The following is a 25,829-nucleotide window of genomic DNA, read 5'->3' as shown; positions in this document are numbered from 1 at the left end:
CGCCGCAGCCCCAGGGCTTGACGCCCCCCGCCATACAGGGCTGGCTCCGGCACGCCTGGCATCGCCGCACCGGCCGATGCGCAGGCAAAAAAGCGCAAAGCATTGGGGAACTTTGATTGCTAAGCCCCCCTCAATTCATTTTTTTTGAAATGAAGCGTCAATCTGCCTGAAGCCGAACCCGGCAGGCGCTTCCTACACTGCCTCCACGCCTGCATGCCCCAGGGCTGCCAGCGACCAGGCCCCGCCCTTCACTGCCCACGCTTTTGATGACCACTTCTGCCACCCCCACGGCCACCGCCCCGCGCCGCTACACCCGCACCGCCATGCTGCTGCACTGGGTGCTGGGATTTGCACTGATCGGACTGTTTGGCATGGGCATCTACATGACGGGCCTGCCCTTTTCGCCGCAGCGGCTCAAGCTCTACAACTGGCACAAGTGGGCGGGGGTCACCATCCTCGTGCTGTCGGCGCTGCGCCTGCTGTGGCGCGCCACCCACCGCCCACCCGCGTTGCCCCCGGCCATGGCAGACGCCATGCCCGGCTGGCAAAAGCTGGCCCACCACGGCACCCATGGGCTGCTCTACACCCTGTTTTTCGCCGTGCCGCTGATCGGCTGGGCCTACAGCTCGGCGGCCGGTTTCCCCATCGTGTTCCTGGGCCTGTGGCAACTGCCCGACTTTGTGCCCGTGAGCAAGGAACTGGCCGAGGCCATCAAGCCCTGGCACCAGATCACCGCGTTTGCGATGGCGGGCCTGGTGCTGCTGCATGTGGCGGCAGCGCTCAAGCACCACCTCATCGATCGCGACGGCCTGCTTGCGCGCATGCGGCCCTGGTAGACGCCCCACCTCGGCCGGGCCACGCCTTCTCTTTGCTGTGTTTTGAACGGAGTTTCTGCATGAATCTGTCCTCTCCCCTGTCCCGCGTCGTGCTCGGCGCCGCCCTGGTGGCCAGCGCCCAGGCCGCCCTGGCCCAGCAGCAACTGGTGCCTGCCCAGAGCGAGGTGCAGTTCACCGCGCGCCAGATGGGCGTGCCTCTGGATGGCCACTTCAAGAAGTTCAGCGCCCAGGTGGCGTTTGACCCGGCCAAGCTGGCCACGAGCAAGATCGCCTTCACCGTAGACACCGGCAGCGCCACACTGGGCTCGCGCGAGACCGATGCCGAGCTGCCCAAGCCCACTTGGTTCAACGTGGCCAAGTTCCCGCAGGCGCAATTCGAGTCCACGGCCATCAAGGCGCTGGGGGGTGGCAAGTTTGAAGTGGCAGGCAAGCTCACTATCAAGGGCAACGCACAGAACGTGGTGGTGCCCGTGGCACTCGCGCAAAGCGGCCCCACCACCACAGCCACCGGCACGCTGCCCATCAAGCGCCTGGCTTTCAAGATTGGCGAGAACGAGTGGGCCGACACCTCGATGGTGGCCGACGACGTGACCGTGAAATTCAAGCTCGCGCTGACCGGCGTCGGCAAGCTTTGACCGGTTGCCGACGGTAGCCCCACCTCTTTCGCCCCCACTTTCCCCTGGTTCGTTTCGTAGTTCCTCTTTTTTAGGAGTCTTTTCCATGCGCAAGTCCCTGTTCTCTTTGCTCGCCGTGGCCGCTGCCACTGCCATGACCGCTGGCACCGCCCAGGCCGCCAACTACGGCATCGACCCCACGCACACCTTTGTGACGTTCGAGATCAGCCACTTTGGCGCCACCACCAACCGCGCCCGCTTCGACAAGAAGCAAGGCACGGTGGAGTTCGACCGCGCCGCCAAGACCGGCAAGGTGGACATCTCCATCGACACGACCTCGGTGAACTCGGGCACGCCTGCGTTCGACAAGCACCTGCAAAGCGCCGACCTGTTCGACGCCGCCAAGCACCCCAGCATCAAGTTCGTGTCCGACAAGTTCAGCTTCAACGGCGACAAGGTCAGCGAAGTGAGCGGCCAGCTCACACTGCTGGGCAAGACGGCACCCGTCACGCTCAAGGCCACGCAGTTCAACTGCTACGACAGCCCCATGCTCAAGCGCGAAGTGTGCGGCGGCGACTTCGAGACCACCATTGACCGCACCCAGTGGGGCATGAACTACGGCGTGGAATGGGGCTTCCCCAAGAACGTGCGCCTGGTGGTGCAGATCGAAGCTGTGAAGCAGTAAGCCACCATCTGCAGGCACGCGGGCTGCTCGCCCCGGAAGGGCGGCTGCTGCGCGTCGAACCCACAGGCCACCCCTGCGTTCATGCAGCGGGTGGCTTTTTCATGCACGCGCACTTCGCCGGGAGTGTCAGGCAGCGTCCAGCGTGGCATCCAGGTTCCAGCCTTGCGGCTGCCAGGCCCACACCACATGAGGCCGAAGCGCACGCAGGAAGGTAACGTCGTGCGACACCACGACCAGCGCGCCCGTGAAGGCTTGCAAGGCAGACTGCAGCGCTTCGATGGCTTCCACATCCAGGTGGTTGGTGGGCTCGTCGAGCAGCAGCATTTGCGCGGGCTCGCCCGACCACAGGGCGCAGGCCAGGGCGGCCTTGATGCGCTCTCCGCCGCTGAGTACGCCCGCAGGCCGCTGCACTTTGTCCGCACCCAGGCCAAGCTGCGCCAGGTGCGTGCGCAGCGCCGCTTCGGGCAGGGGCGTGCCGAGCGCCTGCAGGCGAGCGAACACACCGTGCTGGGGTGGAGGCAGGTCGGCGTTGTGCTGGTCCAGCCAGGCGGCCCGCACACCCCGCAACACCCGCCCCGCAGTGGCCAACGCAGGGTTGGCAATGGTGCGCAGCAGGCTGCTTTTGCCGCAGCCGTTGGGCCCGATGATGGCGATGCGGATGGGCCCATTCCAGACTCCATGGAGCGGAGGAAAGCCGGGCGGCGCATGCGGCACATGCACCTGCTCGAACGCCAGCACCTGCTTGCCCGCAGGCACGGCGCTTTGGGGCAGCACCAGCGCCGTATCGCCCCCCGCAGGAACACGCTGAGCGGCCTCGCGCACCGCATCGTTCAGCCGCAGGCGCTCCCGCTGCTGGCGCTCATGCTCCCGGCCCGCATGGACCTGGGCATTGTTCTTCTTGCGGTCCAGCAGGACGGGCGCCTGGTTGGCCGTGCGGCCGGCTTCGCGCCCCCGCGCGGCGCGGCTCTGCTGGGCATCGTGCTCGCGCTGCAGCGCCCGCAGGCCCCGCTCGCGCTCAGTGCGTGCGTGGTCCAGCGCGGCCTGGGCGGCAGCGGTCTCGGCCTGGCGCTGTGCCTGGTACAAGGTCCAGTCCCCGCCGTAACGCTGCAGCCCCGCTGCCGACAACGCAGCGATGTGGTGCGCCATGCCCAACAATTCACGGTCGTGGCTGGCCACCAGCACGGCGCCGGGCCACTGCGCCAGCGCCTCCATCAACCAGCGCCTGCCAGGGCGGTCCAGGTGGTTGGTCGGCTCGTCCAGCACCAGCAGATCGGCGCCCGACAGAAATGCCCCTGCCAGCGCCACGCGCATGCGCTCGCCGCCGCTGAGCCGTTGCGCTGCATGACCCTGGGGCAGGTGGCCCAACCCCAGCGCAACCAGCGCCTGCTGCCAACGCAACGGCACATCCCACCGTCCGTCGGCAAGCACCAGGTCATCGGGCGTGCCCAATCCCGCCTCCAGCCGCACCAAAGCCCCCAGCACCGGCCCCAGGCCCGCGATGTCGGCCACCGTGGCCGAGGGCGCTGCATTCACTTCCTGCGCCACCGCGTGCAGGGCCGGGTGGCCCCTCACCGCTCCGCTTGCGGGGATCAGCGTGCGCTGCGCAAGTTGCAAGAAAACACTTTTGCCGCTGCCATTGGCGCCCACCAGACCGGTCATCCCCGGCCCCACAGCCATGTTCAGCGGCTGCGCCCACAGCGCATCACCGCTGGGCAGGTTCCAGGTCACATCGTGGAACTGGAGAACAGACGGGCCCACAACGGGCGCAGCGCCGCAGAGAGCAGGCCCTGAAGGCCGGGAAGAATGAAAAGGAAAGGCAGCCGCCGAAGCGGCAGCAGCGCTGCGGCTGCCATGGGCGTAGTCGCCCCAGGATGAAGATTTCGCCATGCAAAGCACTCCAGACAAGACATACAACCGCCTGACCTGGCACAGGGCCAGCAGGAAGGAAAGGCTTGGGGGCTTACAGGCGCATCGGACGAATACCTCAGGGCAAAGAAGGACGAGTGCGGAATTTACCGCAATCACACCCTTATGAAAATTAACTTAACGTAAATCAATTACGAATAGTAGAATTGCAGACACCAATTTGAGGAGACTCCGCATGAACGCTGCCCTGAAGAAGCCTGACCTGGCCACCCTGCCCCCGCCCGCGCCCATCCAGCAGCTGCATCACTACGCCTACAAGGCGCGTGATGCCGAGGAGACGCGCCAGTTCTACGAGGACATCCTGGGCCTGCCGCTGTACCACATCATCCAGAGCGACTACGTGCCCAGCACGGGCGAATACTGCCCCTACACGCACTTCTTCTTCCGCCTGAAGGACGGCTCGTTCATCGCCTTCTTTGACCTGGGCGACGACGTGAAGGCTGAGCCCTCGCCCAACACGCCGCTGTGGGTCAACCACATTGCCTTCCGTGTGGACACGGTGCAGGAGCTGGAGAACACCAAGCGGCGCCTGGAAGCCCACGGCATCGAGGTGCTGGGCGTGACCGACCACCACATCTTCCACAGCATCTACTTCTTCGACCCGAACGGCATCCGCCTGGAGCTGTCGGCCCAGCTGGCCAACGAAGAGCAGATGGCCAAGGACAGCACCGTGGCCCACGCCCGCCTGGCTGAGTGGACGGCCCGCAAGGAGCAATGGCGCAAGGAACGCGCCGAAGGCAAGGTGGCCGCGCCGCTGAAGCCGCAACAGAACGACCGTCCAGAGTTCGTCAAGGGCTGACTGGCCCTGACCCCACCACGTTCCACCACCCTCGCGCAGGGTGGAACATGACGCCAGCCCCAGAAAAATGGGAAAAAATGGCCGCTACCGCTCGGCTATCAAGCGTCTTTAGCTATACATTTAATAGCAACCGCTGTTGGCGCTGCGACGCTGCCGCTGAATGCGGCGGCTGTTGTTACTGCTGTTGCGGCTGTTGCTGCGCCCGCATGATCTGGTGCCGCTGCCAGTACGCTCCCACCACGGCGTTGAACTGGTCTTTTTCCTTGGTGAGGCCGGACAGCTTGATCTTGCTGGTCTTGGCGCCCAGCCCCAGCGCGTTCTTCTCGGGGTGCGTCACGACCAGCGCATTGCCAAGGCTGCTTTCCTTGAATTCCAGCGCCTTGATGGCGTCCCAGAACACCGTGGTCTCGTCGGCCGAGGTGCGTATGCCATCGATGCTGACCTCCACCGTGTTCTGCCCCTTGAGTGCAAACACCACGGGCGGAAAGTAGCGCAGCACCAGGGCGCGCTCTTCGTCAGTGGCGGGCTCGTAGCGATAGGCCAGGCTGCGCTCGTGGTCCTGCGCAAACTGCTGTTCGTAGTCGCTCCACAGGCGCTGCTCGATCGCGTCGGCCGTCAAAATCTCCTGCACCCAGGTGGCAGCGGGCGCGCGCACGGCGATGGCGCCGTAGTCGCGCTCCTTCAGCGCCATGCCTACATTGCGCAGGCGCTCGGGCATGGCGGGGTGCGTGTCAAACGGGTGGGGCACGTTGGCCGTCTTCATCGCCTCCAGAAAATCGTCAGACGCCGCGTAGGGCGCCAACCCCTGGGCCACATAGCGGGCGATGCCCAGCGTGGTGGTGTCGTGCCGCTCGTTGCGGCCAAACAATTCGGCCTCGATCTTGAAACGGTACTGCGCGTAGGCCGCGATCTTGACCAGCGACTGCGCAATGGCGGCGGGCGAGATGAGCTTGGCGGCAATGCGGTCGGCCTTGAACTCGCGCTCGCGGCTGTCGCGCGCCAGGGCAAATTCGAAGATGGTGCGGAACAAGTCCAGCACTGGCGACACCACGGCCGACAGCCCGCCCGTGCGGATCGCGTGGCGGTAGTGGTCAAACTGCACCAGCTTCGGGCCCAGCCGGGCGCTGCTCTGGGTGTCGCCGCCGCGCAGGTGGGCCAGCTCGTGGCCAAACACCGCGTCGGCCTCGGCCTGGTCGAGGATGCGCAGCAGCGGCAGGCTGACAAACAGCGTGCGGCCCGTGAGCGTCTGCTGGCCCACGGTGAGCGGTGCCTCGGTCACAAAAAAATTGGCGTCGATGCCCGCCACGATGTGCTGCGGCGGGTCGGTCTTGAGGCGGCGGGCCATGTGGCGGATGCGCTTCCAGAGCAGGGGCGCGTCGTCTTCGGACACCAGCTCTCCCACGGCATGGTTGTCAGACTGCACACGCTTGAAGATCCCCGCCACCGCCACAAACACGCCCGCCGCCACGGCCAGCCCCACGATGATGATGAGCTTGGGCGAATACTTGTGAAAGAAGAACGCCGTGACCCAGAACGACAGCCACACGGCCATCGTCCCCTGCACCACCAGCGCGGCGGCACTGGCCCAGGTGGTCAGGCGCCAGCCCGCCACAAAGCTGCTGTACTGCAGCGTGCGGTCGGCAAAGGCCAGCGCACCCAGGCTCAGCACCACCACCAGCAGCACGCCGCTGGCCACCAGGGTCCAGAACGACACCTTGTGCGCCATGTGGAACTGCCACACGTCAGAAAACCGCTCGCACAGCGCCTCGCGGTACTCCTGCGCCTCGGCCGAGTGGTTGTCGCAAATGGTGGACGGCGGGTTGCTGCGGAAGTAGTCCTTGCGCGCCTGCTTCTCGGCCAGCGGCATGGCCTTTTCGGCGTCGATGCGCTGGACCACGTCGGCCACAAAATCGGCGTCCTGATCGCGCTGTGCGTAGACGCTGAACCCCAAGGTCAACGCCGGGATAAGAAAAAGTGCGAGCAGCGCGTAAACAAAGACCTTGGCAAGGCCCGCGCGAAGTGCGGAGGAAAGATGCATGGGTGGGACCGATTGGTTATATGTTTTTGACCCGGGCGAAGCATGGAGCCAGGCCTCCCTCTCCGAAGGCCCTCTTGCTCCACCGGGCGGGATTATCAAGACGCCCCGGCGGCCCGGTCGAGCGACAAGGTAACAATTGGCGAGAAATGCCCGACAGGCGGAACGCCGGAGGGCCCTGGACGAGGAGAAAAGGCCGCCGGGCACCCGCCGACACTCCCGTAAAATGCCCGGTCCACCCTCTTGACCGTTGAGGCGCGCCCTGTGCCCGCCTCTTCCTTCTGCCAAACCCCATGAGCACGCCCCAAGCACAACCCGGCCTCGACAGCCTGTCCAAGTCCTTTGAACCTGCCGCACTGGAAGCCCACTGGGGCCCCGAATGGGAAAAGCGCGGATATGGCACCGCAGGCCACCGTGGCACGGGCGCGCCGCAAGCGGGCGAGCCCGCGTTCTCCATCCAGCTGCCGCCCCCCAACGTGACGGGCACGCTGCACATGGGCCATGCGTTCAACCAGACGATCATGGACAGCCTCACGCGTTACCACCGCATGCGCGGCTTCAACACCGTCTGGGTGCCCGGCACCGACCACGCGGGCATCGCCACGCAGATCGTGGTGGAGCGCCAGCTGCAAGAGCAAGGCATCAGCCGCTACGACATGGGCCCCACCCCGCCCGAGGCGCGCAGGAACTTTGTGAGCAAGGTGTGGGAGTGGAAGGAAAAGTCCGGCAACACCATCACCACGCAGATGCGCCGCATGGGCGACAGCGTGGACTGGAGCCGCGAATACTTCACCATGGACGACAAGCTCAGCGCCGTAGTGACCGACACCTTCGTGAAGCTGTACGAGCAGGGCCTGATCTACCGCGGCAAGCGCCTGGTGAACTGGGACCCCAAGCTGCAGTCCGCCGTGTCCGACCTGGAAGTCGAAAACGAGGAAAAAGACGGCTCGCTCTGGCACATCGCCTACCCGCTGGCCGATGGATCGGGCAGCCTGACGGTGGCCACCACCCGGCCTGAAACCATGCTGGGCGACGTGGCGCTGATGGTGCACCCGGAGGATGCACGCTACACCCACCTCATCGGCAAGATGGTCAACCTGCCGCTGTGCGACCGCCAGATCCCGGTGATCGCCGACGAGTACGTGGACAAGGAATTCGGCACGGGCGTGGTGAAGGTGACGCCTGCGCACGACCAGAACGACTACGCCGTGGGCCAGCGCCACAAGCTGCCCATGATCGTGGTGCTGACGCTGCAGGCCACCATCAACGAGAACGCCCCCGCCAAGTACCAAGGCATGGACCGCTTCGTGGCCCGCAAGGCCGTGGTGGCCGACCTGGAAGCCATCGGCGCACTGGTGGAGGTGAAGAAGCACAAGCTCATGGTGCCCATCTGCACCCGCACCGGCCAGGTGGTCGAGCCCATGTTGACCGACCAGTGGTTCGTGGCCATGAGCAAGGTGTCCGACCAGGACCCCACCGGCAAGAGCATTGCGCAAAAGGCCATCGACGCCGTGGCCAGCGGCGAGGTGACCTTTGTGCCCGAGAACTGGGTGAACACCTACAACCAGTGGATGAACAACATCCAGGACTGGTGCATCAGCCGCCAGCTGTGGTGGGGCCACCAGATTCCGGCCTGGTACGACGAAGACGGCAACGTGATCGTGGCCCGCAACGAGGCCGAGGCCCAAGCCAAGGCCCCAGGCAAGACGCTGCGCCGCGACGAAGACGTGCTCGACACCTGGTACTCCTCCGCCCTCGTGCCCTTCAGCACCATGGGCTGGCCGAACCAAGGCACCACCGAAACCGACGACTTCAACCTGTACCTGCCCAGCACCGTGCTGGTCACGGGCTACGACATCATCTTCTTCTGGGTCGCCCGGATGATCATGATGACCACGCACTTCACGGGCCGCGTGCCGTTCAAGCATGTGTACATCCACGGCCTGGTGCGCGACGCGCAGGGCAAGAAGATGTCCAAGTCCGAAGGCAACGTGCTCGACCCGGTGGACCTGATCGACGGCATTGCGCTGGAGCCGCTGCTGGACAAGCGCACCACCGGCCTGCGCAAGCCCGAGACCGCGCCCACCGTGCGCAAGAACACGCAAAAGGAATTCCCCGAGGGCATTCCGGCCTACGGTGCCGATGCGCTGCGCTTCACGTTTGCCGCGCTCGCATCGCTGGGCCGCAGCATCAACTTCGACAGCAAACGCTGCGAGGGCTACCGCAACTTCTGCAACAAGCTCTGGAACGCCAGCCGCTTTGTGCTGATGAACTGCGAAGGCCAGGACTGCGGCCTGAAAGAGCACACCAAGGAAGAATGCCAGCCCGGCGGCAGCGCCCACGGGTACATGCAGTTCAGCCAGGCCGACCGCTGGATCACCTCGCTGCTGCAAAAGACCGAGGCCGAGGTGGCCAAGGGCTTTGAAGAGTACCGCCTGGACAACGTAGCCAACACGATCTACGACTTTGTCTGGAACGAGTACTGCGACTGGTACCTGGAGATCGCCAAGGTGCAGATCCAGAACGGCACCGAGGCGCAGCAACGTGCCACCCGCCGCACGCTGATCCGCACGCTGGAAGCCATCCTGCGCCTGGCCCACCCCATCATCCCGTTCATCACCGAAGCCCTGTGGCAGGTGGTGGCACCCGTGGCGGGCATCCCCGGCGAGTCGGTCAGCATCGCCCGCTATCCGCAGGCCCAGCTGGAAAAGATCGACGAAGCCGCGATTGCCCACATGGGCCGCGTGAAGGGGCTGGTGGACGCTTGCCGCGCACTGCGTGGCGAGATGAACGTGTCCCCCTCCACCCGCCTGCCCCTGTACACCGTGGGCGACACCGACTTCATGCGCGGCGTGGCTCCGGTGCTGCAGGCGCTGGCCAAGCTGAGCGAGGTCAAGGTGTTTGACGACGAGGCCGCCTGGGCCGCCGCCGCACAGGCCGCGCCCGTGGCCGTGGTGGGCGAGGCCCGCCTGGCGCTGTACATGGAGATCGACGTGGCCGCCGAGAAGGCCCGTCTGTCCAAGGAAATCGCCCGCATCGAGGGCGAAATCACCAAGGCCAACAACAAGCTCTCGAACGAAGCCTTTGTGGCCAAGGCGCCACCGGCCGTGATCGACCAGGAGAAGAAGCGCATCGCCGACTTTGGCGCCACGCTGACCCGCCTGCGCGACCAGCTGGGCCGCCTGGGCTGAAAAAGGACACGGGCCAGTCATCCCCTGGCCTGACACTTGCATAACCGCGACGACAACAACACACCACACCCCGCCATCAAGGAGACCCATGACTGTTGCCACCACCGTCCGCAAGGCCGTTTTCCCCGTTGCCGGCCTGGGCACGCGCTTTTTGCCCGCCACCAAGGCATCGCCCAAGGAGATGCTGCCCGTGGTGGACAAGCCGCTGATCCAGTACGCCGTGGAAGAAGCCTATGCCGCTGGCATCCGCCACATGATCTTCGTGACCGGCCGCAGCAAGCGCGCCATCGAAGACCATTTCGACACGGCGTATGAGCTGGAGGCCGAGCTGGAAGCCGCCAACAAGAAGGAACTGCTGACCCTGGTGCGCTCCATCCAGCCCGACGACATGGACTGCGCCTTTGTGCGCCAGCCCCGCTCGCTGGGCCTGGGCCACGCCGTGCTGTGCGCCGAGCCCCTGGTGGGCAAGGAACCCTTTGCCGTGCTGCTGGCCGATGACCTGATGGTCGGCCCCCCCGGCGGCCAGCCCGTGCTGGCCCAGATGGCCACCGCCTTCCGCCAGCAAGGCCGCTCGGTCATCGCGGTGCAGGAAGTGCCGGAAGACCAGGTGCACAAGTACGGCATCGTGGCCGGCGAGCCCGCAGGCGGCCCGCTGATCCGCATTGAACGCATTGTGGAAAAGCCCAAGGCCGATGTCGCCCCCTCGCGCATGGGCGTGGCAGGCCGCTACATCCTCACGCCTGGCGTGTTCGACGAGATCCGCAACCAGCCACGCGGCGTGGGCGGGGAGATCCAGCTCACCGACGGCATCGCCCGCCTGATGCAGCACGAAGCCGTGTACGCCTTCCAGTACCAGGGCAAGCGCTACGACTGCGGCAGCAAGGAAGGTTTTTTGGAAGCGACCGTGGAGCTGGCCTTGCAGCACCCGCAGGTGGGCGCGCACTTCCGGGAATATCTGAAGGCCCTGGCGCTGTAAGCCACAGCCCCAACCTACGATGGGAGCGCGTCAAGCGCTTCTAAATCAATAGCTGCCAGCGCTTGCCCAGTGCGCGCTGGCAGCTATTTTTTGGCCAACTTTTTGTTTATCTTATGGACTAGCGCCGACGCAGGACGTGGATGAACTCCTCACCCACCGTCTGCTGCTCCACCAGCTCATTGCCCGTCTGCTTGGCAAACGCCTGGAAGTCGCGCAGCGAGCCGCCATCGGTGGCCACCACTTTCAGCAGCTGGCCGCTGGCCATGTCGGACAGCGCCTTCTTGGCCTTGAGGATGGGCAGGGGGCAGTTCAGGCCCCGGGTGTCGATTTCTTTGTGGATGTCCATGGTGTGGTTCTCTTCTAGTCCTTGGGCGGCAGGTTCAGGCCTCGGCGGCGCTCCTCATTTTCCTCTGCCGTGAAGAACACGGGCTCGTGCCCCCGCGTGCGCAGCCAGTCGGCCAGCGCGTAGCCCGTGCCAGCGGGCCAGCATTTGAGTTCATGCAGGTCGTAAAACCGGTAGTCCACCAGCTCGGGCGACAGCTTGACTTGCCCCGTGGCCACCACGTGGTAGGCAATGATGATCTGGTTCATGCGCAGGAACTCATACGCGCCCACCAGCGTGGTGGCCTGCACATCAAGGTTGGTTTCTTCCTTCACCTCGCGCGCAATGCCCTCCTGGGGCGACTCGCCCGCCTCCATGAAGCCGGTGATCAGCGCAAACATCTTGACGGGCCAGGCCGCGTTGCGCGCCAGCAGCACCTTGCCGTCCACCTCCACAATCGCGGCCAGCACGGGTGTGGGATTGTTCCAGTGGGTCCAGCCGCAGGCGGGGCAGCGCAGGCGCTCCTTGTCGCCACCGTCTTCGGCCAGGGTGATGGGCTGCAGCGCGGTGCCGCAGTGGGTGCAGTGGCGAACTTCGTAGTGCATGAATTACTATTATTTTGATAGCTACCAGCGCTTATTCATCGAGCGCAAGCAGCCATTTTCGTTCATATTCTCAGCCCCGGCGGCGTGTGGCCAGGGCCTTGCTTCACGCCGGGAACACGCCGGTGGACAGATACCGGTCGCCCCGGTCACACACCACAAACACGATGGTGGCGTTGCTCTCGCGCGCGGCAATCTGCTGCGCCACCCAGCACGCACCGGCGGCCGAGATGCCAGCAAAGATGCCCTCTTCGCGCGCCAGGCGGCGGCACATGTCTTCGGCGTTGTCCTGGCTCACATACACCAGCTCGTCCACGGTGCTGGCGTCGTAAATCTTGGGCAGATACTCCTGCGGCCACTTGCGGATGCCCGGAATGCGCGAGCCTTCTTCAGGCTGCGCACCAATGATCTGGATGCCGGGGTTCTTCTCTTTGAGCAACCGCGACACGCCCGTGATCGTGCCCGTGGTGCCCATCGCGCTCACAAAGTGGGTGATGCGCCCACCGGTCTGCTCCCAGATCTCGGGGCCCGTGGTTTCGTAATGGATGCGCGGGTTGTCGGGGTTGGCAAACTGGTCCAGCACCTTGCCCTCGCCACGCTTTTGCATGGCCTCGGCCAGGTCGCGGGCGTGTTCCATGCCACCGCTCTTGGGCGTGAGCACCAGCTCCGCGCCAAAGGCCTTCATGGTCTGCGCACGCTCGATGGACAAATCCTCGGGCATCACCAGCACCATGCGGTAGCCCTTGATCGCCGCCGCCATCGCCAGCGCAATGCCGGTGTTGCCCGACGTGGCCTCGATCAGCGTGTCGCCGGGCCGGATGTCGCCCCGCTCCTCGGCGCGGCGGATCATCGACAGCGCGGGCCTGTCCTTGACCGACCCCGCCGGGTTGTTGCCCTCCAGCTTGCCCAACACCACATTGCCACGCGCCGCGTTGTCCTGCGCCCCAATGCGCTGCAGCGCCACCAGCGGCGTGTTGCCCACCGCGTCTTCAATCGTCGGATATTTCATGCGCCCTACTGTGCCATAATTTGGGGCTTCACGAATTCCAGCCCGGGTGGTGAAATTGGTAGACGCAGGGGACTCAAAATCCCCCGCCGCAAGGCGTGCCGGTTCGATTCCGGCCCCGGGCACCATCGCTTTCTAGCTATGGTTTTTGAGTCAATAGGCGCATGTTTGGCGCAGCCGTTGGCGCAAACCGCACAATCAAGGCCCTGCCGCTTCACGCGTCGGGGCTTTTTTTATGCCCACAATCTCCCGCCATGGCAGCTCCAAACACCGTTGACTTCCCCCCTCACCACCCAGGCATGGCGGAACTCCACCGCCGGGTGATGAATGCCTTCCGCGTGCACTGGGCCAAGTTCCCCAAGGCCACACCTCAAAAGCTGGTCCTGACCCAGAAGCAGGCAGACGATCTGCAGCTGACTCGGCTCTATGGCAGCGTCTCAATCGCTGGCTACTCGCCCCCGAAAGGCACGTTCAACGACCGCCCAGTGGAGGTGTCAGCAACGACGGCCGGTGTCCTGGTGGCCAATGACGGCACGGAAATGCCGCTGGCCGACTACGACAAGATGCCTACGGCGTAAGGGCTACCTCGGCCAAGCCTCGCGCAGCGCATCAACCTTGGCCTGGCAGTCGGCGTAGAGCCGGATCGTGTGCGTGGCCCATGCAATCACCTCCCGCCCGGTCACGCCCGTCAGCCGCTCAAGACCCGGGCAGCTTGAGTCCAGATTTGCCGGGATTGGGATCGCCGGAGATTTGGGCATTGATGAGGCGCAGCCCATCAAGATCCATGCACTGCTGCAAATACACAGGGCGCTCAACGATCTTTTCCAGCATGACCGTGACTGTGCGGTGTTTGGTTTCATTGGTGGTCCTCTTTTCTTCGAAGGCGCCGCTTGACGCGTGGGCGCGCTCCAGTTGCTTCTGGCGCTCTTTGGCCTCTTGCTCGATGCGCTGCTTGTCGGCTGCGTCCCAGCGCCAGCCCTGCGTCTTCCACCCGCTGCCGAAGCCGACGGCAAGGGCCACAAGGGCTGTGGCGGCGTAGGTGTAGAGCATCAGATCGCCCCCTTCTCGCGCTGGATGCCAGCCTTCACGCCCAGCCCAAAGAAGTGCCGCGCCATCTGCTCAAGCTGCCGTTCACTCCACGGCGTACACCCGACAGCGGCACATTCAGCGGCGTCCTCTGGGGAAACTTCCAAGCCTTTGGTGGTGGCGCAGCCAGCAAGGATTACGGCGGCCAGGATCAGGGTGAAGCGGTTCATGGTGTTTTCCCTTCGCACATTGCACGCTCAGCGGCGCGGCGCCGCACCAGGCCGGGCAATTCCTTGCCGCCAGCCAGGGTCCAGCGCGACAACTCGGCACAGGCCCCGGGCATGTCCCCGGCGTTTGCCTTGCGCACAAGCGTGGACTTGCAGAAATTGCCGTTGCCCACATTGAAGGCGAACGACAGGAAGGCGGCACGCTGGCCGTTTGTCATGGGGCGCTGCACGCAATCCAGGGCTGGGGCGTGCTTCATCAGGTCGCCGTACAGCTGCTGGTCGCACTGTTCCTGGGTCCACGTCTGCCCCATCATCAACTCGGGGCCCGTGTGCCCCGTGCAGCTGGTGAGGATGCCTATGGGATCGCGGTAGGTGCGGAACACCGTGCCCTCAAAGTGCGCAATCAGCGGCACGGCCAGGGCCAAAGCCCCGGCGCCGATTTTGGTGGCCAGCCTTTGGCGCGGGGTCATTTAGGACTCACGCCGCCCTTGAGGGCTGCCCAGAATGCGGCCATGGACGCCCCAAGGCCAACGAGGTAGCCGAGGGGCTTGGCCGCCTTGCCGATCCATGTGAGCACCTTCATGGCGCCCTTCCAGCTCTCGAACACATCCAGCATTTCAGCCGTGTTGGCCTCAATGCGCTTTGTGGCGTTGGTGTTCTCGGCCAGCTCCACTCGAAACTGGGCCTGCTCCAATTTGATGGCGGTTACTTCGTCTGTGAGGGAGTCCATGCGCTTGTCTCCTTCGGCCAGTTCGTTGTGGATCTGTTGCAGGTTCTCATCGTTCATCAGGCCCTCCCAGGCAAAACAGACCAAGTCACCGGCGCCCGCAGGTCTGCGCCTGGAATCGGGAGCCACAGTTGCGCACCGTCCGACTCGCGCCAGAGGTTGCTGATTTCATAGCCGACACGGACCACAACAGGGATGAGTAGGAACTTGTCCTGCGCGATGACCTGCCATGCGTCGCCGCAGCGGTACACGGTGGAACCGTTGCCGCGCCACACCTGCACGCCAGTAGACAGGTCAACCGGGACGCCGAGGCTCCAGGCGCGGTACTCCCCGGCGTTGCGCCTATACCATGCCTTGCGGCTCTCGGTGGATCGAGGGTGTGTGCCTGGCAGCCAGTAGTTGGCCGCCACAGCCTGCGCGTCTACAGGGTCCAGCCACTGGCCCGGCGCGGGGCGCCCGCCCTCGGGTGTCTCCACCCATGGCACGTTGTCGCCGTGCGCGGTGATGTTGACCATGGGCGCTATGTCCCAGTCGGCCAGGTCGGGGCGCACGTCCACCAGGCGCTCGGCCGCCCAGGGCAGCAGCCGGGCGATCTTGCCCGCCTTGAATAGGCGCACGCGCCACTTTGCCCAGGTGAGGCCCCGTGCGCGGTCGCGTGCGCCCTCCAGCGCGGCGATGGCGGCCGGGTGGTAGTGATCTGGCACACCGGCCGCCCGCAGGTGCTTGATGTAGTTCATGGGTTTCCTTCAGGCGTAAAAAAACCCGCCGAAGCGGGTTGCTGTGGGTACATGCTGAGCAGCAGCGCCGCCAGCCCATTGGGGCCCAATCGCCAGGGCTCCAGGATGCCGAGCGCTGCGCCCTCGGCCTCGCTGCAGAACCAGCCCTCGGGCGCCTCGCGCACCAGCCAGCACACGAAGCGCAGGTTGCCGGGCAGGTCGTAGGGCTCGCCCTCGTGCGCCTCAAACCAGGCGCGTGCAGCGGCCTCCAGGTGGTCGGGCAGTTCAATGAAGTCCCAGTGGTCCGGGTCGTAGGCGATGCGCTTGAAGCGCACACCGCCATCGACCCAGCTGGCGCTGGCGCTCACGCCATCGGAAAACACCAGCTCGCAGTGGCTGTAGGGGCCACGGTCCACCCACTGCACGGCATGGCTGTAGAGGCCTTGCACACCGGGGCGTGTGGCCTTGTAGAAGGCAGCGCGCATCAAGGCAAGGCCCCGGCCTGGATGAACAACTGATCCAGACCTGCAGAGTCAAGGCCCAGAGCGGCGCCGAGAGTCACCAACAGCGGGCGGCGGCGCTCGAACACCTGTGACTCATCCCACTCGATCTGCGCCATGCGCCTCTGGATCGGGTCTGGGATTGCGTCGATGGCGGGTTGCACATTGTCAAGCACCCCAGCCAACAGCAAGGCCTGGAGGGCTTGCCGACGCGTTACCCGGTCTGGAACTGTCGGGCCGGGGGGCATGCCCTGGTCTGCGGCCACTTGCCAAGCGCCGGGGTAGTTGGCTTCGGCAAAGTCCTTATCGGCAAGGATCGTATTGATGACATCGCCTTGTTCGTTGAGGATTTCGATACGCATGATCAATCCCCCTTGAATTCGAGCGTAACGAAACCTGCACCACCCTGCCCGCCGGTAGCGCCCGCACCGCCGCCACCGCCGCGCCCACCGCGCCCGCCGTTGCTGCCGCCGCCACCGCCGCCACCAAAACCGCCCTTACCTCCCGGCCCCCCCAGGCCGCCGCCACCACCGCCCCCTCGCTTGCCGTCGAACCCGGTTCCGCCATCAATCGTCGCGCCGCCCTCTTCTGATACGTTGACGAGCAAGCGACAGTGGTTTTCGTCCGTGAGAGCTGGCGCCGTTACGCCGAAGTCGCCCGCAACGTTAGGGCCGGGCTCAGTCCCTGTGCCAGGCCCCCCAGACCCGCCGCCACCGCCACTACGGCTAGAGCTTGCGGGGGCACCTCCTACACCATCCACACCTGCCCCACCAGCTCCGACGTTTGCGAAGCCACTTTGCCCGCCTTGTTTACCCTTCGGCACGCCGTTAAGAAGAGGAGCGCTACCGCCGCCGCCAGGCCCCGTGCCAGACGGACCACCTAGCCCGCCGAGCCAATACTCATCAGCTCCGGTAGGTGGGCTGTTGTCCGCAGGAGTGCCCGAGGCGACCCCTGCTTTACCGCCTGGGATGCTCAAATTGAGGCCGTTGGGGCCAGTAACTGTCAGGGTTCCGCCGTCCGTATTGGCCGCTGGTGGGGCCGGGACGGTCACTACCACCGGATCGCCCTTGGTGACTTGAACCTCTTTGAACGCCACGGTGGCGCCATTTGCGCCGGAGCCTGTAGCAGACGACCTCCCGCCGCCTGCGGCCCCCATGCCCCGAACCAGCATCGTGCCGGTGAAAGGGGCAAGCACAGTGCGGCTACTGGGACAGTACACGCGTTCGTAGTTCCCACCGCCGATGTGGTCAAGTGAATTGAGTGTGGTCATTAAATTAGCCCTCGCGTTGCGTCCTCAAAGGTGCGATCAAGCTGGCGATAGCCCGCCGTGATCAGGACCACACCGCGTGTCTGCGTGCGGTCCTTGGTTGCACCGAAGTCAATGGTGTAGGTCCCCACCCCGATGGCCTCGCGGATGCCGAAGTAATCCCCCTTGGCCCAGCTGACGCCAGTCATGTTGAGCGTGATGCCAGCGGCGCCGATGATGTAGCGCACGCCCGGCACCACGGTGGTGTTGCTGGTGATGTACTGGGTGGGGGCAATGCCCGCGTCCAGCGCAGTCCACGACGCAGACACGCCAGGGACGGCTGCTGTTACGTCGGCAAGGTCATCCAGAAGCAGCCAGAACCGCCCGTTGTCCTTGACGGTTGCGGGCTTTGCCAGGGGGCCCGAGAGGCTAGACCAGAGGCCCTTGAAGTTGGCCGCGCCCAGCACTACGGCCTGCACGTCGGCAGCTGATGCCGCAGCAGATGCCGCAGCGCTTGCCAGCGATTGCGTTTCTGTCGCATTGTTGTTGACGTTGTCAGCGAGCGCGTTCATCTGCGTGCGGTAGGCGCCACTGAGTGCCTGCTGGAACGGATACGCCCTGGAATCGAAGGTCGCGCGGTCGTTTGGGTCTGGCGCCGTTGGCAGCGCATCGACCGGGGTTGGGGCAACGATTGCCATTAGATGAGTCCTTTCACATTGACCTGCAGGGTGGCGATGCCGAAGCTGTCGTAGCTCATGGAGCAGCTGCCAATGCCGAAGACGTTGAGGCCATCGAACCCCTGGGAATTAGTAGCGATCCACGACACGGGCACATCGAGCACTTGCTGCACCGTGGCCAGTGCGGCGTCTGCCTTCTGGCGCGGAATGACCACCGTTGCGCGGAGGTTTGTGGACTTGCCGCGTCGTTTGATAGTGGTGGTGCCGTCGTCGTTGGTCTTGATATAGCTGTAGCTGGTGGGCTCTGCCGATGCGCCGCCAGTCACCCCGCCCCATTCCGCATCTCCAAGGAGCGGAGTGAGGTCGCCCACATTGATCATTCCGATGCCAACAGCGACACCTGTGGCCGCAGTGACGGTGATGGTCAGTTCTGCCGTTGGACGGATGGGCAGATTGCTCAGCACCAGTTTCTGGATGGGGCGGCGCTTGCCGAACATGTAGTCGTACCAGCCGGTGGGTGGCTCGGTAAGGCTGGCGGCACCGGAAGCCGGGTAACGGTATATCTCCGTGCCGCCCGGAACGTCCTTCACCGACACCACGATTTGCGCGCCGGTGAGGCCGTACAAACTGATGGCGTTGAAATAGCCCGGGCTCAGCACGTAGGTGATGCTGGCTGTAGCTGTGGCCGCCGTGCTTGTGTAGGTGTCGAACGGCGCGTAGCGCTGCGTTGGGCCAGCGTCAAGCCAGTAGGCCGTATCAACCTCCGGCAGAGCCGTGCGGCCGGTGTGCGGCTGCACGCATTCGTAGACGCGGTGCGTGGTCGCGCGGATGCGACGGTCGCCCAGCACATAGTTGCCTGCTGATACCCACGCAGTTTCACCAGCCGCAGGCTCCGCAATGGTGGTTCCCGCGCCGACCATGGCATCGGTGATGGTGATGGGGACGAGGATGTTCATACGGTTTCGTCCTCAACCAGAGCCACTGGCACCGGGGAAATCGGGTTTCCATTGGTAGCGCGGCTGGTGTCCTGGGCATGACCCTCAATTGCGGCCAACCTGGTTTCGATCCGCGCGTTCTGCTCCAGCAACGCAGTCAAGAGCGCTTCCGTCTGCCCACTGCCACTCATGCCAGGATTTGCCGCCGGGTTGTAGGCCTTGGGAACGATGGCCTCGCCTTCATGGATCTGGGCCAACATGTCGCGCGGCACGTAGTTGGTGCCCACGGCGAAAGCCGGAATGTTGTTGGCCTTGTACCAACGCTCCCAGTCAGATTCGTACAGGCCAGACAGGCCCGCAAGGTCTTCAGGCGTGAGCTTGTTGTCGGCAATCCACTTGTTCAGGCCCGCTGCGTCACCCGTGCCGTCAAAGGCGTGATACCCAGCTGCGTATTTGTCGAGGCGCTGTTCTTGCTCCAGGCTCACCCCTTGGTAGAAGGTGCCGCCCGTGTAAGAGCCGGGTGTGAAGTACTTGTCCGAAACGTTGGAGCTGCCGCCCCAGGTAATTCCACCAACACTTCCCGCCGCTGAGCCCTTGCCCTTATCACTGGAAGCCGTCTTGGGGAACATCAACGCCTCAAGATTCTTGATCGCGTCCACCACGCTGAGCGTGGCTTCATACGTGCCGCTTGCGATCTCGATCTGCTCTTTCCAGTAGTCGAGCGTCTGATTCAGCTGCTCGCTTTGGGCCTCCAGCTCTTTTACCGTGCGCTCGGCGCTGGTGAGCTGCTTGCCGGTCAGTCCTTCCAGTTCCGAGAGCTTGCCCGCAAGCACCAGGCGGTCGCGATCCATCTCGAACTGGCTGGCGTAGCCGCTGGAGTCCAGCCCACCGCGCGCCGCGCTGATGGCGTCGGCCAGTTGGGTTTCGTCGGGCAGGTAGCCGGTCGTGCGGGCAGTTGCCAGCGCTTGCGTGATGAAGTCGTTGCCCTGCACGGCCAGCATGGCGCGGGTGGAGTCCACTTCGCCATACAGCTCGCGCACATTGGACTTGAGCAGGTCGAACAGGCCGCCCATGGTGCTGGCCACGTCCTGCGCCACGTCGATCTGCGTCTGCAGCGCCTCTTTCTCCTTGGCGATGGCACGCTCCAGGCCGCGCAGGGCCTTGTCGCGGGCGTCGGCCTGCTCCTTGGCGATGCGGGCCGCAGCGTCGTCGGCCGACTCGTTCAGCTCTGCAAACGTGCCCGAGAGAGCCAGGAGGGCTGCTGCTGTTTGCGACGCATCCTTGCCGATGCCGAGCACCTCGGAGTTCACGGCAATCAAGCCGCTCAACCCCTCCTGAAATGCAGCCGGGTCGAGACCCTTGCCCGCCAAGTCGCTGACACCACTCAGGAACCCATCAAGCTTTCCAGCGAGCGCGGGGTCTGCCTCAGCATTGCCAAGCAGTGCCGGGTTGATGCCCGACACGATGCTGCGCGCACCGGCGTCGGCCAGCGTGAAGCCGTCTTTGCCAGCGCCCGCGATGGCGTCGTTGATCTGCTTGGACAGCGCAGCGCGGGTTTTGTCCTGCACCTCTGCCTGCTCCAGCGTGCTCTCCACCAGACGGCTGAACTCCTCGCGGTTCTTGGGCACATCGATGCCCAGCGCGGCGAACTGCTTGTCCAGTTGCTTTTGCAGATTGGCCCGCTTCTGATCTTCTGTCGTGAAGTTGTCGTAGTAGGTGTTGAGGTTGCTCTGCAGCTTGTCGAAACCGCCCGATGCTGCAGCCAGGCCTGCTGCGGCGTCGAAGCCCATGTCGGCCAGCTTGTCCAGGCCCATGGCCTCGAACGCGCTGGTGAGGTTCTGCACCCCCACGATCTGGGCGTTGATGGACTCCAGCAGCGCGTTGGCAGCCTCTTCGCCCAGACCCTCGGCGTCCACGCCCTTGAGCATCTTCTTGACCGTCTCCGGGATGTCGGTGACGGACTGCAGCGCCTGGATGGTGGACTGCTTCAGATCGAGCGTGAAGTTCTCCAGCGCGGTCTTGAAATCGGGGCTGTTGGTGCTGAATTTCTCGTACAGCGTGCCCGCGTAGTTATCGCCCTTGCCGCTCTCGCCAAAGGCCGTGCCATCGGACAAGATGCCGCCCGCGAACACACCGCCCCGGCCCTTGCCGGAGGTTTCCAGGCCCGCAGAGAAGCCCGTCAGCGTGGCCTTGCTGCCCAGCGCCTTCAGGAAAGCATTGATGCCGCTGGCCGTGCCCGACACCGCATCGCGGATGGCTTGCTCGTTCTGCACCGGGTCGCCTTCCAGGCGGTAGGCCTGGCCCGCGATCAGCGCGTTGCGCTGGCCGTTGGAGAAATCGCGGTCGAACTGCTGGCCCTGGTAGGTGTAGGTTTCACCACGGCGCTGGTTGGTCACAGTGCCGTCGAACGACACGCCGAACTGGCCGCCGGTGCGGGTTTCGCCCTTGGTGTCCTTGAGCAAGGAATTGAGCACCAGTAAACCACCGCCGACCAAGGCAAGCGGACCCGCCAGCGTGCCAAGGCCGCCAGCGATGTTGCCAGCACCGATAGCGGTTGTGCCTGCGCTGATCGTGCCTGCCAGCCCAGCCTCTCCGAACAAGCCGGACAGGCCAGCACGCAGGCCCATGCCGAACGTTCCGGTCAGAGCCGACAGGCCGCTGGCAGCGTTGCCAATGGTGCCCAGCGCAGAGCCGCCAGACGCAGCCCCTGCCACTGCCTGTGCCGCACCGCCTCCAACCAGGCCCAGCAGGTTCCCGACGATGTTCACCACGAATGGCTGGGCGAACATCTTGTAAATCTGGTCAGCTACGCTGGTCTTGAACGTTGTCACCAGCGAGCGAGTGAAGCTCTTCCAGCCGTCTTTGCCGTTGTTCAGCATGTCGGCAAAGCCGCGACGGAAGATGTCTTCATACGCAGAGACGGAGTCTTTCCAGTCGCTGATGAACTTCTTGTTCGCTTCGTTGCTACGGATCAGGACTAGCAGCTCTTTGCGCGCGTCAATTTCCCGCTGGATGTTCAGGTAGCCCTCGGAGCCTTCGACAAACTGCGCTTGCTTTTCGAGCAGGCGCGCTTGTGCGACGCGCTCCACCGCCTCGGCAAGGCTGATGTTTGCGGAGGTGGACAGGGCGAGAGCCCGGCCTTCGTCCTGCAGACCAGTAGTGCGCTCACGGGCAGAAGCCAGAGCGGCAGAGGCGGCGGCATCTTGCGCAGCCAGCCAGGCGGAGATGCTGTCCGTTTCTTTCTCGCGCAATGCTTGCCGAGTCTGCGCCACTTTGAGGGCGTCTTTTGCGGCTAGCGCGAGCTTCTCTTGGACCGATAAAGACTCCAGGTCGAGCAATACCTCAGCTTTGCGGACGGCCGTTAGTTTGAGCCGACCCGCAGCCAAATCCTCGTCCAGCTTGATGCGGATCTTCTGACTGTCTGTGAGCGCGCGATTGCCGGCCAGCTCCTGCTTGTTCTCTTCGATCTTGGCGCGGATGGAGGAGATCAAGGTTTCATAGGCGTTCTGTTCCGCCTTGACATCGCCCTGCCCCTTCTTGGCCATCTCAGCCAGCTTTTCATTGACGCCAGTGATGCGCTCGCGCAGCTCCTTGGCCTCTACGCTATTGCCTCGGTTCTGGGCTTCAAGCTCTTTCAGCGCGTCCTTGGCCACCTTTGCGACGCCGCGCAGCTTCTCCATGGCGGCCGATTGGGACTCATACGATTTGGTGAGGTCTAGCGCTGCCTTGACCTGGCTTTCCATCTCTTGGGATGTGGGGCCCCACGAACCGGTGGCACCTCCTTCAACCGTGCCAACCTTCCCGGATACAGATCGGCTTCCTCCGCTGCTTGCCTCTGGACCAGCGAACAGTGATGCAGCACCAATCGCCGGGCCAATCCCCGGCATGTACTTCAGCCACGTAGGGGGTTGCATCTGTGACAAGCGCACAGTCAGTTCGGCTGTCTTCTCGATCAGCTTGGCCAGCCAGTCGTTGGCGGTGCGAAATGCGCTGGAGTTGCCCACAGACGTGGTGAGCCTGTCCCACGCGTTGCTCATCTTGTCGGTAGCTTCGCCAAGGGGCGTCATGCCCTGCTTTGCGAGCCCTTCGGTCGCCTGCTTGAGCGCATCCAGCAGCGCAGCCTGCGCGCCGGACTTGTCGCCCATCTCGGCCATCTTGGTGATGGTGAGGATCTGCGCGGCCGTGAGCGTGCCGAGCGTTTCCTCCAGAGCCTTCGCACCCTTCGCTGGATCTGCAAATGCCTCTGCCAGCTTCTTGGCTGCGGTCGGAAGATCGGTGCCAGTAGCGGCGGCGAAGTCTGCGACGGACGACCCGAGGCCCTTGAACAGGCTGGAACCCAGCCCGCTAACCTTGGCGAACTCGCCAATGATGGCCGTAGCCGCCGCCTTGCTGACGCCGGGCACGGTGTTCAGCTCGTTGACCAGGGCCTTGATGTCGCCAACAGCAGCAGCCGACGCGCGGCCGGTGCCGATCAGCTGGGCCGACAGGTCGCGCAGCGCTGCGTCCTTGCCGTTCAGCGAGTACATCGCAAAGCCAAGGCCAGCAACTGCAGCTGCAGCAACGGTGAGAGGGTTGACCAGGCCGACGATGTACGTGCCGAGAGCCCTTGCGGCATTCCCTGCGCCGCCGAACATGCCCGACAGTTGCGATCCCTGTTGCAGCAGCACGGTCATTGGTGCCTGGCCACCCTGCAGCGACACGATGATGTCTTGGAACTGCGCAGGAACGCCACGCATCGCCGCTGCAGTGGCCCTGGCGGACATGCCCATGTTGTTCAGTGAGCCGGTGGCTGCAGCTTCTGCATCGCGGGCCCGCTGCTCCACCTCGCGCAGCCGCTGCAGCATGGGCTCGAACTTCTTGGGGTCCAGCCCCTTGTCGCTGATGTTGAATTCCAGGCGCTGGCTTGCCGTTTTGCCCAGCAGCTCCAGCTCGTTCGTGGCGCGCTTGATCGATGCGGAGATGCGGCTTTCCGCCCGGGTGAACTTCTCTGCACTGGCGCCCGCGCCGTCGCCGATCTTGTCAACGGCCTGGCCTGCCTTTGTCGCAGACGTGGCTACCTCATTGGCCATCTGCTGGGCCTTGTCGCCAACACGGTTGAAGGCGCTTTCGGCCTGTTCCGAGTTGACGACTACCTCGCCCTGAATTCGCAGGTCAGATGTCATGGGTGCCCAAATGAAAAAGGCCCGCCGAGGCGAGCCAGGAAATGAAAAAGCCACCCGGAGGTGGCTATTTGCCTGAGCGGTTCTCGCTCATCTGGTCGAGCGCCGTGCGCTCCAGTAGCTGGATGTCTTCAAAGAGTTCTAGCCACTCTGCGGTGCTTGACGCGATGCGGTCCAGCAAGGGGTAAATGGCGCCGTAGTCAAGGCCCGAAGGGGTGCTTACCGATCCGCCCATGAACGACTGCATGCGCATGCGCCACTGGGTGGAAACCTGGCAGAACAGAACCCATGCCTGCCAGTTCTCAGGCCATACCTCCACCGCGTCGAGGCCGTAGTCGGCGGCGGTGAACATCGCCCCTTCCTCTTCCTCGAAATAGGCCGCGCGGGCGGCCTCGGTCAGTTTCCCAGGCGGCCTTCAGTGACTGCGGTGCGGTATGTCTCGATGATGGCCGCTGCTGCGCCGGGGTACTCGTTCGCCAGGTCTTCGACGGATTCCTTGGACAGCTCAACATCCAGGTTCCAGCCTTCGAGGATCTGCAGGATGTAGTCGGCGCCAGCGTCCACCGACTTCTCCAGGTACTCGGCCAGGCTGAACGGCTTCACCTCGGCCTCTTCGACCTTGGTGGTTTCCTTTGCCTTTTCCGAGGCGCGGGCGGCTTCTGTGATGCCGTCGATGAACTCGCCGTACTCCTTCTTGGTGCGGTACTTGAACACGCATTCCACGGTGCCCGTGGTGCCGTCCAGCATCTGCACGGAGATGGTCTTCTTGAAGTTCTTGGGGCGCTTGCCCAGAGTGATCTTGGCCATGAATGTCTTTCTTCGCAGGGTTGAAAATGCCCGTGCGCACCCACGCCGTCCCTGCGAAGGAACGAACGTGGATGCGTCGGTGCTGGGGTGGCTTTCGCCGGGGATCAGGAGGCGTAGCGCGTGGTGCGGTTGTTGCCGGTGATGGCGGCCGTCACGGTGTTGATCTGGCCGTCATTCATCTGCACGGACTCGTTCAGCGCCACGGTGCCGGGGATCAGCTGGATCTGGCCCGAACGGGTGACCACACGCAGGATGGTGTTGGTTTGCACGTCGGTCAGGTTCTTCAGGGCCGTGTAGCCAGCGGTGCTGATGGCATCGGCGTCCAGGGTCAGGGTGTAGTCGGTGCCGTTGAACCCGTCGTTCATCTTGTAGCGAACATCGGAGGCCAGGTACTTGTAGTCCACCGTGATAGGGTCGCCGCCGTTGCTGGAAACAGCCGTCACCAGCGTGATTTCCTGCCAGGTAGAAACCTTGCGCACGGTGCCGACGCCAGAGCCAGGCGGGAAGAAGTTCGTGGACGTAGTGTCGATGCCCTCCAGCGTGATGCTGGTGTTCAGGACCACGGACTTGATGCGAGCTGCGCGCAGGTTCAGACGGCCCCACCCACTGGAGACTTCAACGAAGTCGCCGTTGGCCAGGCCGGTGGTGCTGGCCATGGTGAGAACGCACTCGGTGGCGTTGCTGGCGGCGCTGAAAGACAGTGCCGATGCGAAAACAGAAGCCACGAAGATCGTGGTGCCGGTTGGTACTTGTGCCATGGTGAGGCCCTTTCGTTTGGACGAAAAAAAACCGCCTTGCAGCGGTGGTTGACGCCCGT

At 64.3% G+C, this 25,829-nt stretch carries 26 protein-coding genes and 1 tRNA gene; 8 read left to right on the top strand and 19 right to left on the bottom strand.

Features of this window, described 5'->3' with window-relative positions; genetic code table 11:
* The first annotated feature begins 266 nt into the window (after positions 1-266).
* The 3 genes from CBY09_RS08395 to CBY09_RS08385 all read left to right on the top strand — a co-directional run bounded on the left by CBY09_RS08395 (position 267) and on the right by CBY09_RS08385 (position 2,135).
* Positions 267-836: a cytochrome b gene (locus CBY09_RS08395; protein WP_094288408.1), complete on the top strand. Its 570-nt coding sequence runs from the start codon at positions 267-269 to the stop codon at positions 834-836.
* A 59-nt stretch (positions 837-895) separates the two neighbouring features.
* Positions 896-1,471: a YceI family protein gene (locus tag CBY09_RS08390; protein ID WP_094288406.1), complete on the top strand. Its 576-nt coding sequence runs from the start codon at positions 896-898 to the stop codon at positions 1,469-1,471.
* Between the two features lie 85 nt (positions 1,472-1,556).
* Complete coding sequence (locus CBY09_RS08385) at positions 1,557-2,135, top strand: YceI family protein (protein ID WP_094288404.1); 579 nt, start codon at positions 1,557-1,559, stop codon at positions 2,133-2,135.
* A 126-nt stretch (positions 2,136-2,261) separates the two neighbouring features.
* Here the strand turns inward: CBY09_RS08385 and CBY09_RS24230 are convergent, their stop codons facing one another.
* On the bottom strand, positions 2,262-4,022 hold the full coding sequence (locus CBY09_RS24230; RefSeq protein ID WP_094288402.1) for an ABC-F family ATP-binding cassette domain-containing protein: 1,761 nt from the start codon (positions 4,020-4,022) through the stop codon (positions 2,262-2,264).
* Positions 4,023-4,236: 214 nt separating this feature from the next.
* Here CBY09_RS24230 and CBY09_RS08375 point away from each other — a divergent pair, with 214 nt between their 5' ends.
* Entirely contained in the window at positions 4,237-4,860 is a 624-nt protein-coding gene (locus CBY09_RS08375; RefSeq protein ID WP_094288400.1) for a VOC family protein, read from the top strand.
* 175 nt (positions 4,861-5,035) lie between these two features.
* Here CBY09_RS08375 and CBY09_RS08370 read toward each other — a convergent pair whose 3' ends face one another.
* Entirely contained in the window at positions 5,036-6,898 is a 1,863-nt protein-coding gene (locus CBY09_RS08370) for a M48 family metallopeptidase (protein WP_094288398.1), read from the bottom strand.
* Positions 6,899-7,188: 290 nt separating this feature from the next.
* On the opposite strand from CBY09_RS08370, the gene CBY09_RS08365 reads away from it, so the two are divergent.
* On the top strand, positions 7,189-10,086 hold the full coding sequence (locus CBY09_RS08365; protein ID WP_094288396.1) for a valine--tRNA ligase: 2,898 nt from the start codon (positions 7,189-7,191) through the stop codon (positions 10,084-10,086).
* 88 nt (positions 10,087-10,174) lie between these two features.
* Positions 10,175-11,062, top strand: coding sequence for a UTP--glucose-1-phosphate uridylyltransferase GalU (gene galU, locus CBY09_RS08360; protein WP_094288394.1), 888 nt, complete (start codon positions 10,175-10,177; stop codon positions 11,060-11,062).
* 118 nt (positions 11,063-11,180) lie between these two features.
* On the opposite strand, the gene CBY09_RS08355 is transcribed toward galU, so the two are convergent.
* The 3 genes from CBY09_RS08355 to cysM all read right to left on the bottom strand — a co-directional run bounded on the left by CBY09_RS08355 (position 11,181) and on the right by cysM (position 12,995).
* Positions 11,181-11,408, bottom strand: coding sequence for a sulfurtransferase TusA family protein (locus tag CBY09_RS08355; protein ID WP_094288392.1), 228 nt, complete (start codon positions 11,406-11,408; stop codon positions 11,181-11,183).
* Positions 11,409-11,422: 14 nt separating this feature from the next.
* A complete protein-coding gene (locus CBY09_RS08350; RefSeq protein ID WP_094288390.1) occupies positions 11,423-11,989 on the bottom strand; it encodes an NUDIX domain-containing protein in 567 nt (188 codons plus the stop codon).
* 103 nt (positions 11,990-12,092) lie between these two features.
* A complete protein-coding gene (cysM, locus tag CBY09_RS08345; protein WP_094288388.1) occupies positions 12,093-12,995 on the bottom strand; it encodes a cysteine synthase CysM in 903 nt (300 codons plus the stop codon).
* 40 nt (positions 12,996-13,035) lie between these two features.
* Between cysM and CBY09_RS08340 the strand changes: the two genes are divergently transcribed.
* Both CBY09_RS08340 and CBY09_RS08335 read left to right on the top strand, forming a co-directional pair.
* Positions 13,036-13,120: transfer RNA gene (locus CBY09_RS08340), tRNA-Leu, on the top strand.
* 171 nt (positions 13,121-13,291) lie between these two features.
* The gene (locus CBY09_RS08335) at positions 13,292-13,570 is read left to right on the top strand and encodes a hypothetical protein (protein WP_094288386.1); all 279 of its coding nucleotides are present in this window, start codon (positions 13,292-13,294) and stop codon (positions 13,568-13,570) included.
* Positions 13,571-13,688: 118 nt separating this feature from the next.
* On the opposite strand, the gene CBY09_RS08330 is transcribed toward CBY09_RS08335, so the two are convergent.
* The 14 genes from CBY09_RS08330 to CBY09_RS08270 form a co-directional block, all read right to left on the bottom strand.
* Positions 13,689-14,042 carry an ATP synthase subunit B family protein gene (locus CBY09_RS08330; protein WP_094288384.1) on the bottom strand — a complete coding sequence of 118 codons (354 nt, stop codon included), beginning with the start codon at positions 14,040-14,042 and terminating at the stop codon, positions 13,689-13,691.
* Positions 14,042-14,248 carry a hypothetical protein gene (locus CBY09_RS08325; protein ID WP_094288382.1) on the bottom strand — a complete coding sequence of 69 codons (207 nt, stop codon included), beginning with the start codon at positions 14,246-14,248 and terminating at the stop codon, positions 14,042-14,044. The genes CBY09_RS08330 and CBY09_RS08325 overlap by 1 nt, the downstream gene beginning before the upstream one ends.
* A complete protein-coding gene (locus tag CBY09_RS08320) occupies positions 14,245-14,715 on the bottom strand; it encodes a lysozyme (RefSeq protein ID WP_094288380.1) in 471 nt (156 codons plus the stop codon). The genes CBY09_RS08325 and CBY09_RS08320 overlap by 4 nt, the downstream gene beginning before the upstream one ends.
* A complete protein-coding gene (locus CBY09_RS08315; protein WP_094288378.1) occupies positions 14,712-15,032 on the bottom strand; it encodes a hypothetical protein in 321 nt (106 codons plus the stop codon). The genes CBY09_RS08320 and CBY09_RS08315 overlap by 4 nt, the downstream gene beginning before the upstream one ends.
* Entirely contained in the window at positions 15,032-15,709 is a 678-nt protein-coding gene (locus tag CBY09_RS08310; RefSeq protein ID WP_094288376.1) for a hypothetical protein, read from the bottom strand. The genes CBY09_RS08315 and CBY09_RS08310 overlap by 1 nt, the downstream gene beginning before the upstream one ends.
* Positions 15,706-16,176 (bottom strand): hypothetical protein, encoded by a 471-nt coding sequence (locus tag CBY09_RS08305; RefSeq protein ID WP_133066263.1) that lies wholly within the window; start codon positions 16,174-16,176, stop codon positions 15,706-15,708. Before CBY09_RS08305 ends, CBY09_RS08310 begins: the two co-directional genes overlap by 4 nt.
* Positions 16,173-16,550, bottom strand: a complete 378-nt coding sequence (locus CBY09_RS08300) for a hypothetical protein (RefSeq protein ID WP_133066262.1) — start codon at positions 16,548-16,550, stop codon at positions 16,173-16,175. The genes CBY09_RS08305 and CBY09_RS08300 overlap by 4 nt, the downstream gene beginning before the upstream one ends.
* 2 nt (positions 16,551-16,552) lie before the next feature.
* The gene (locus CBY09_RS24225) at positions 16,553-16,795 is read right to left on the bottom strand and encodes a hypothetical protein (RefSeq protein ID WP_133066261.1); all 243 of its coding nucleotides are present in this window, start codon (positions 16,793-16,795) and stop codon (positions 16,553-16,555) included.
* Positions 16,796-17,457: 662 nt separating this feature from the next.
* Positions 17,458-18,132, bottom strand: a complete 675-nt coding sequence (locus tag CBY09_RS08295; RefSeq protein ID WP_133066260.1) for a hypothetical protein — start codon at positions 18,130-18,132, stop codon at positions 17,458-17,460.
* Positions 18,132-19,067: a hypothetical protein gene (locus CBY09_RS08290; RefSeq protein ID WP_094288368.1), complete on the bottom strand. Its 936-nt coding sequence runs from the start codon at positions 19,065-19,067 to the stop codon at positions 18,132-18,134. Before CBY09_RS08290 ends, CBY09_RS08295 begins: the two co-directional genes overlap by 1 nt.
* Entirely contained in the window at positions 19,064-24,208 is a 5,145-nt protein-coding gene (locus tag CBY09_RS08285) for a phage tail length tape measure family protein (protein ID WP_094288366.1), read from the bottom strand. Before CBY09_RS08285 ends, CBY09_RS08290 begins: the two co-directional genes overlap by 4 nt.
* Before the next feature lie 64 nt (positions 24,209-24,272).
* A complete protein-coding gene (locus tag CBY09_RS08280; RefSeq protein ID WP_094288364.1) occupies positions 24,273-24,557 on the bottom strand; it encodes a DUF1799 domain-containing protein in 285 nt (94 codons plus the stop codon).
* Positions 24,558-24,601: 44 nt separating this feature from the next.
* Positions 24,602-25,012: a phage tail assembly chaperone gene (locus CBY09_RS08275; RefSeq protein WP_094288362.1), complete on the bottom strand. Its 411-nt coding sequence runs from the start codon at positions 25,010-25,012 to the stop codon at positions 24,602-24,604.
* A 104-nt stretch (positions 25,013-25,116) separates the two neighbouring features.
* Positions 25,117-25,770, bottom strand: a complete 654-nt coding sequence (locus CBY09_RS08270; RefSeq protein ID WP_094288360.1) for a phage tail tube protein — start codon at positions 25,768-25,770, stop codon at positions 25,117-25,119.
* Positions 25,771-25,829 lie beyond the last annotated feature (59 nt).

Source organism: Acidovorax kalamii (genome assembly GCF_002245625.1).
GTDB lineage: Bacteria > Pseudomonadota > Gammaproteobacteria > Burkholderiales > Burkholderiaceae_C > Acidovorax > Acidovorax kalamii.
This window is presented reverse-complemented; position numbering and strand designations above follow the sequence as displayed.

Coding starts and splice junctions, on each gene's coding strand:
- CBY09_RS08365 (WP_094288396.1), top strand. CDS start 7,189: ATGAGCACGCCCCAAGCACAACCCGGCCTCGACAGCCTGTCCAAGTCC.
- CBY09_RS08350 (WP_094288390.1), bottom strand. CDS start 11,989: ATGCACTACGAAGTTCGCCACTGCACCCACTGCGGCACCGCGCTGCAG.
- CBY09_RS24230 (WP_094288402.1), bottom strand. CDS start 4,022: ATGGCGAAATCTTCATCCTGGGGCGACTACGCCCATGGCAGCCGCAGC.
- CBY09_RS08270 (WP_094288360.1), bottom strand. CDS start 25,770: ATGGCACAAGTACCAACCGGCACCACGATCTTCGTGGCTTCTGTTTTC.
- CBY09_RS08355 (WP_094288392.1), bottom strand. CDS start 11,408: ATGGACATCCACAAAGAAATCGACACCCGGGGCCTGAACTGCCCCCTG.
- galU (WP_094288394.1), top strand. CDS start 10,175: ATGACTGTTGCCACCACCGTCCGCAAGGCCGTTTTCCCCGTTGCCGGC.
- CBY09_RS08280 (WP_094288364.1), bottom strand. CDS start 24,557: ATGTTCACCGCCGCCGACTACGGCCTCGACGCGGTGGAGGTATGGCCT.
- CBY09_RS08330 (WP_094288384.1), bottom strand. CDS start 14,042: ATGCTCTACACCTACGCCGCCACAGCCCTTGTGGCCCTTGCCGTCGGC.
- CBY09_RS08370 (WP_094288398.1), bottom strand. CDS start 6,898: ATGCATCTTTCCTCCGCACTTCGCGCGGGCCTTGCCAAGGTCTTTGTT.
- cysM (WP_094288388.1), bottom strand. CDS start 12,995: ATGAAATATCCGACGATTGAAGACGCGGTGGGCAACACGCCGCTGGTG.
- CBY09_RS08325 (WP_094288382.1), bottom strand. CDS start 14,248: ATGAACCGCTTCACCCTGATCCTGGCCGCCGTAATCCTTGCTGGCTGC.
- CBY09_RS08285 (WP_094288366.1), bottom strand. CDS start 24,208: ATGACATCTGACCTGCGAATTCAGGGCGAGGTAGTCGTCAACTCGGAA.
- CBY09_RS08320 (WP_094288380.1), bottom strand. CDS start 14,715: ATGACCCCGCGCCAAAGGCTGGCCACCAAAATCGGCGCCGGGGCTTTG.
- CBY09_RS08290 (WP_094288368.1), bottom strand. CDS start 19,067: ATGAACATCCTCGTCCCCATCACCATCACCGATGCCATGGTCGGCGCG.
- CBY09_RS08300 (WP_133066262.1), bottom strand. CDS start 16,550: ATGCGTATCGAAATCCTCAACGAACAAGGCGATGTCATCAATACGATC.
- CBY09_RS08390 (WP_094288406.1), top strand. CDS start 896: ATGAATCTGTCCTCTCCCCTGTCCCGCGTCGTGCTCGGCGCCGCCCTG.
- CBY09_RS08315 (WP_094288378.1), bottom strand. CDS start 15,032: ATGAACGATGAGAACCTGCAACAGATCCACAACGAACTGGCCGAAGGA.
- CBY09_RS08310 (WP_094288376.1), bottom strand. CDS start 15,709: ATGAACTACATCAAGCACCTGCGGGCGGCCGGTGTGCCAGATCACTAC.
- CBY09_RS08295 (WP_133066260.1), bottom strand. CDS start 18,132: ATGGCAATCGTTGCCCCAACCCCGGTCGATGCGCTGCCAACGGCGCCA.
- CBY09_RS08375 (WP_094288400.1), top strand. CDS start 4,237: ATGAACGCTGCCCTGAAGAAGCCTGACCTGGCCACCCTGCCCCCGCCC.
- CBY09_RS08335 (WP_094288386.1), top strand. CDS start 13,292: ATGGCGGAACTCCACCGCCGGGTGATGAATGCCTTCCGCGTGCACTGG.
- CBY09_RS08385 (WP_094288404.1), top strand. CDS start 1,557: ATGCGCAAGTCCCTGTTCTCTTTGCTCGCCGTGGCCGCTGCCACTGCC.
- CBY09_RS08275 (WP_094288362.1), bottom strand. CDS start 25,012: ATGGCCAAGATCACTCTGGGCAAGCGCCCCAAGAACTTCAAGAAGACC.
- CBY09_RS08395 (WP_094288408.1), top strand. CDS start 267: ATGACCACTTCTGCCACCCCCACGGCCACCGCCCCGCGCCGCTACACC.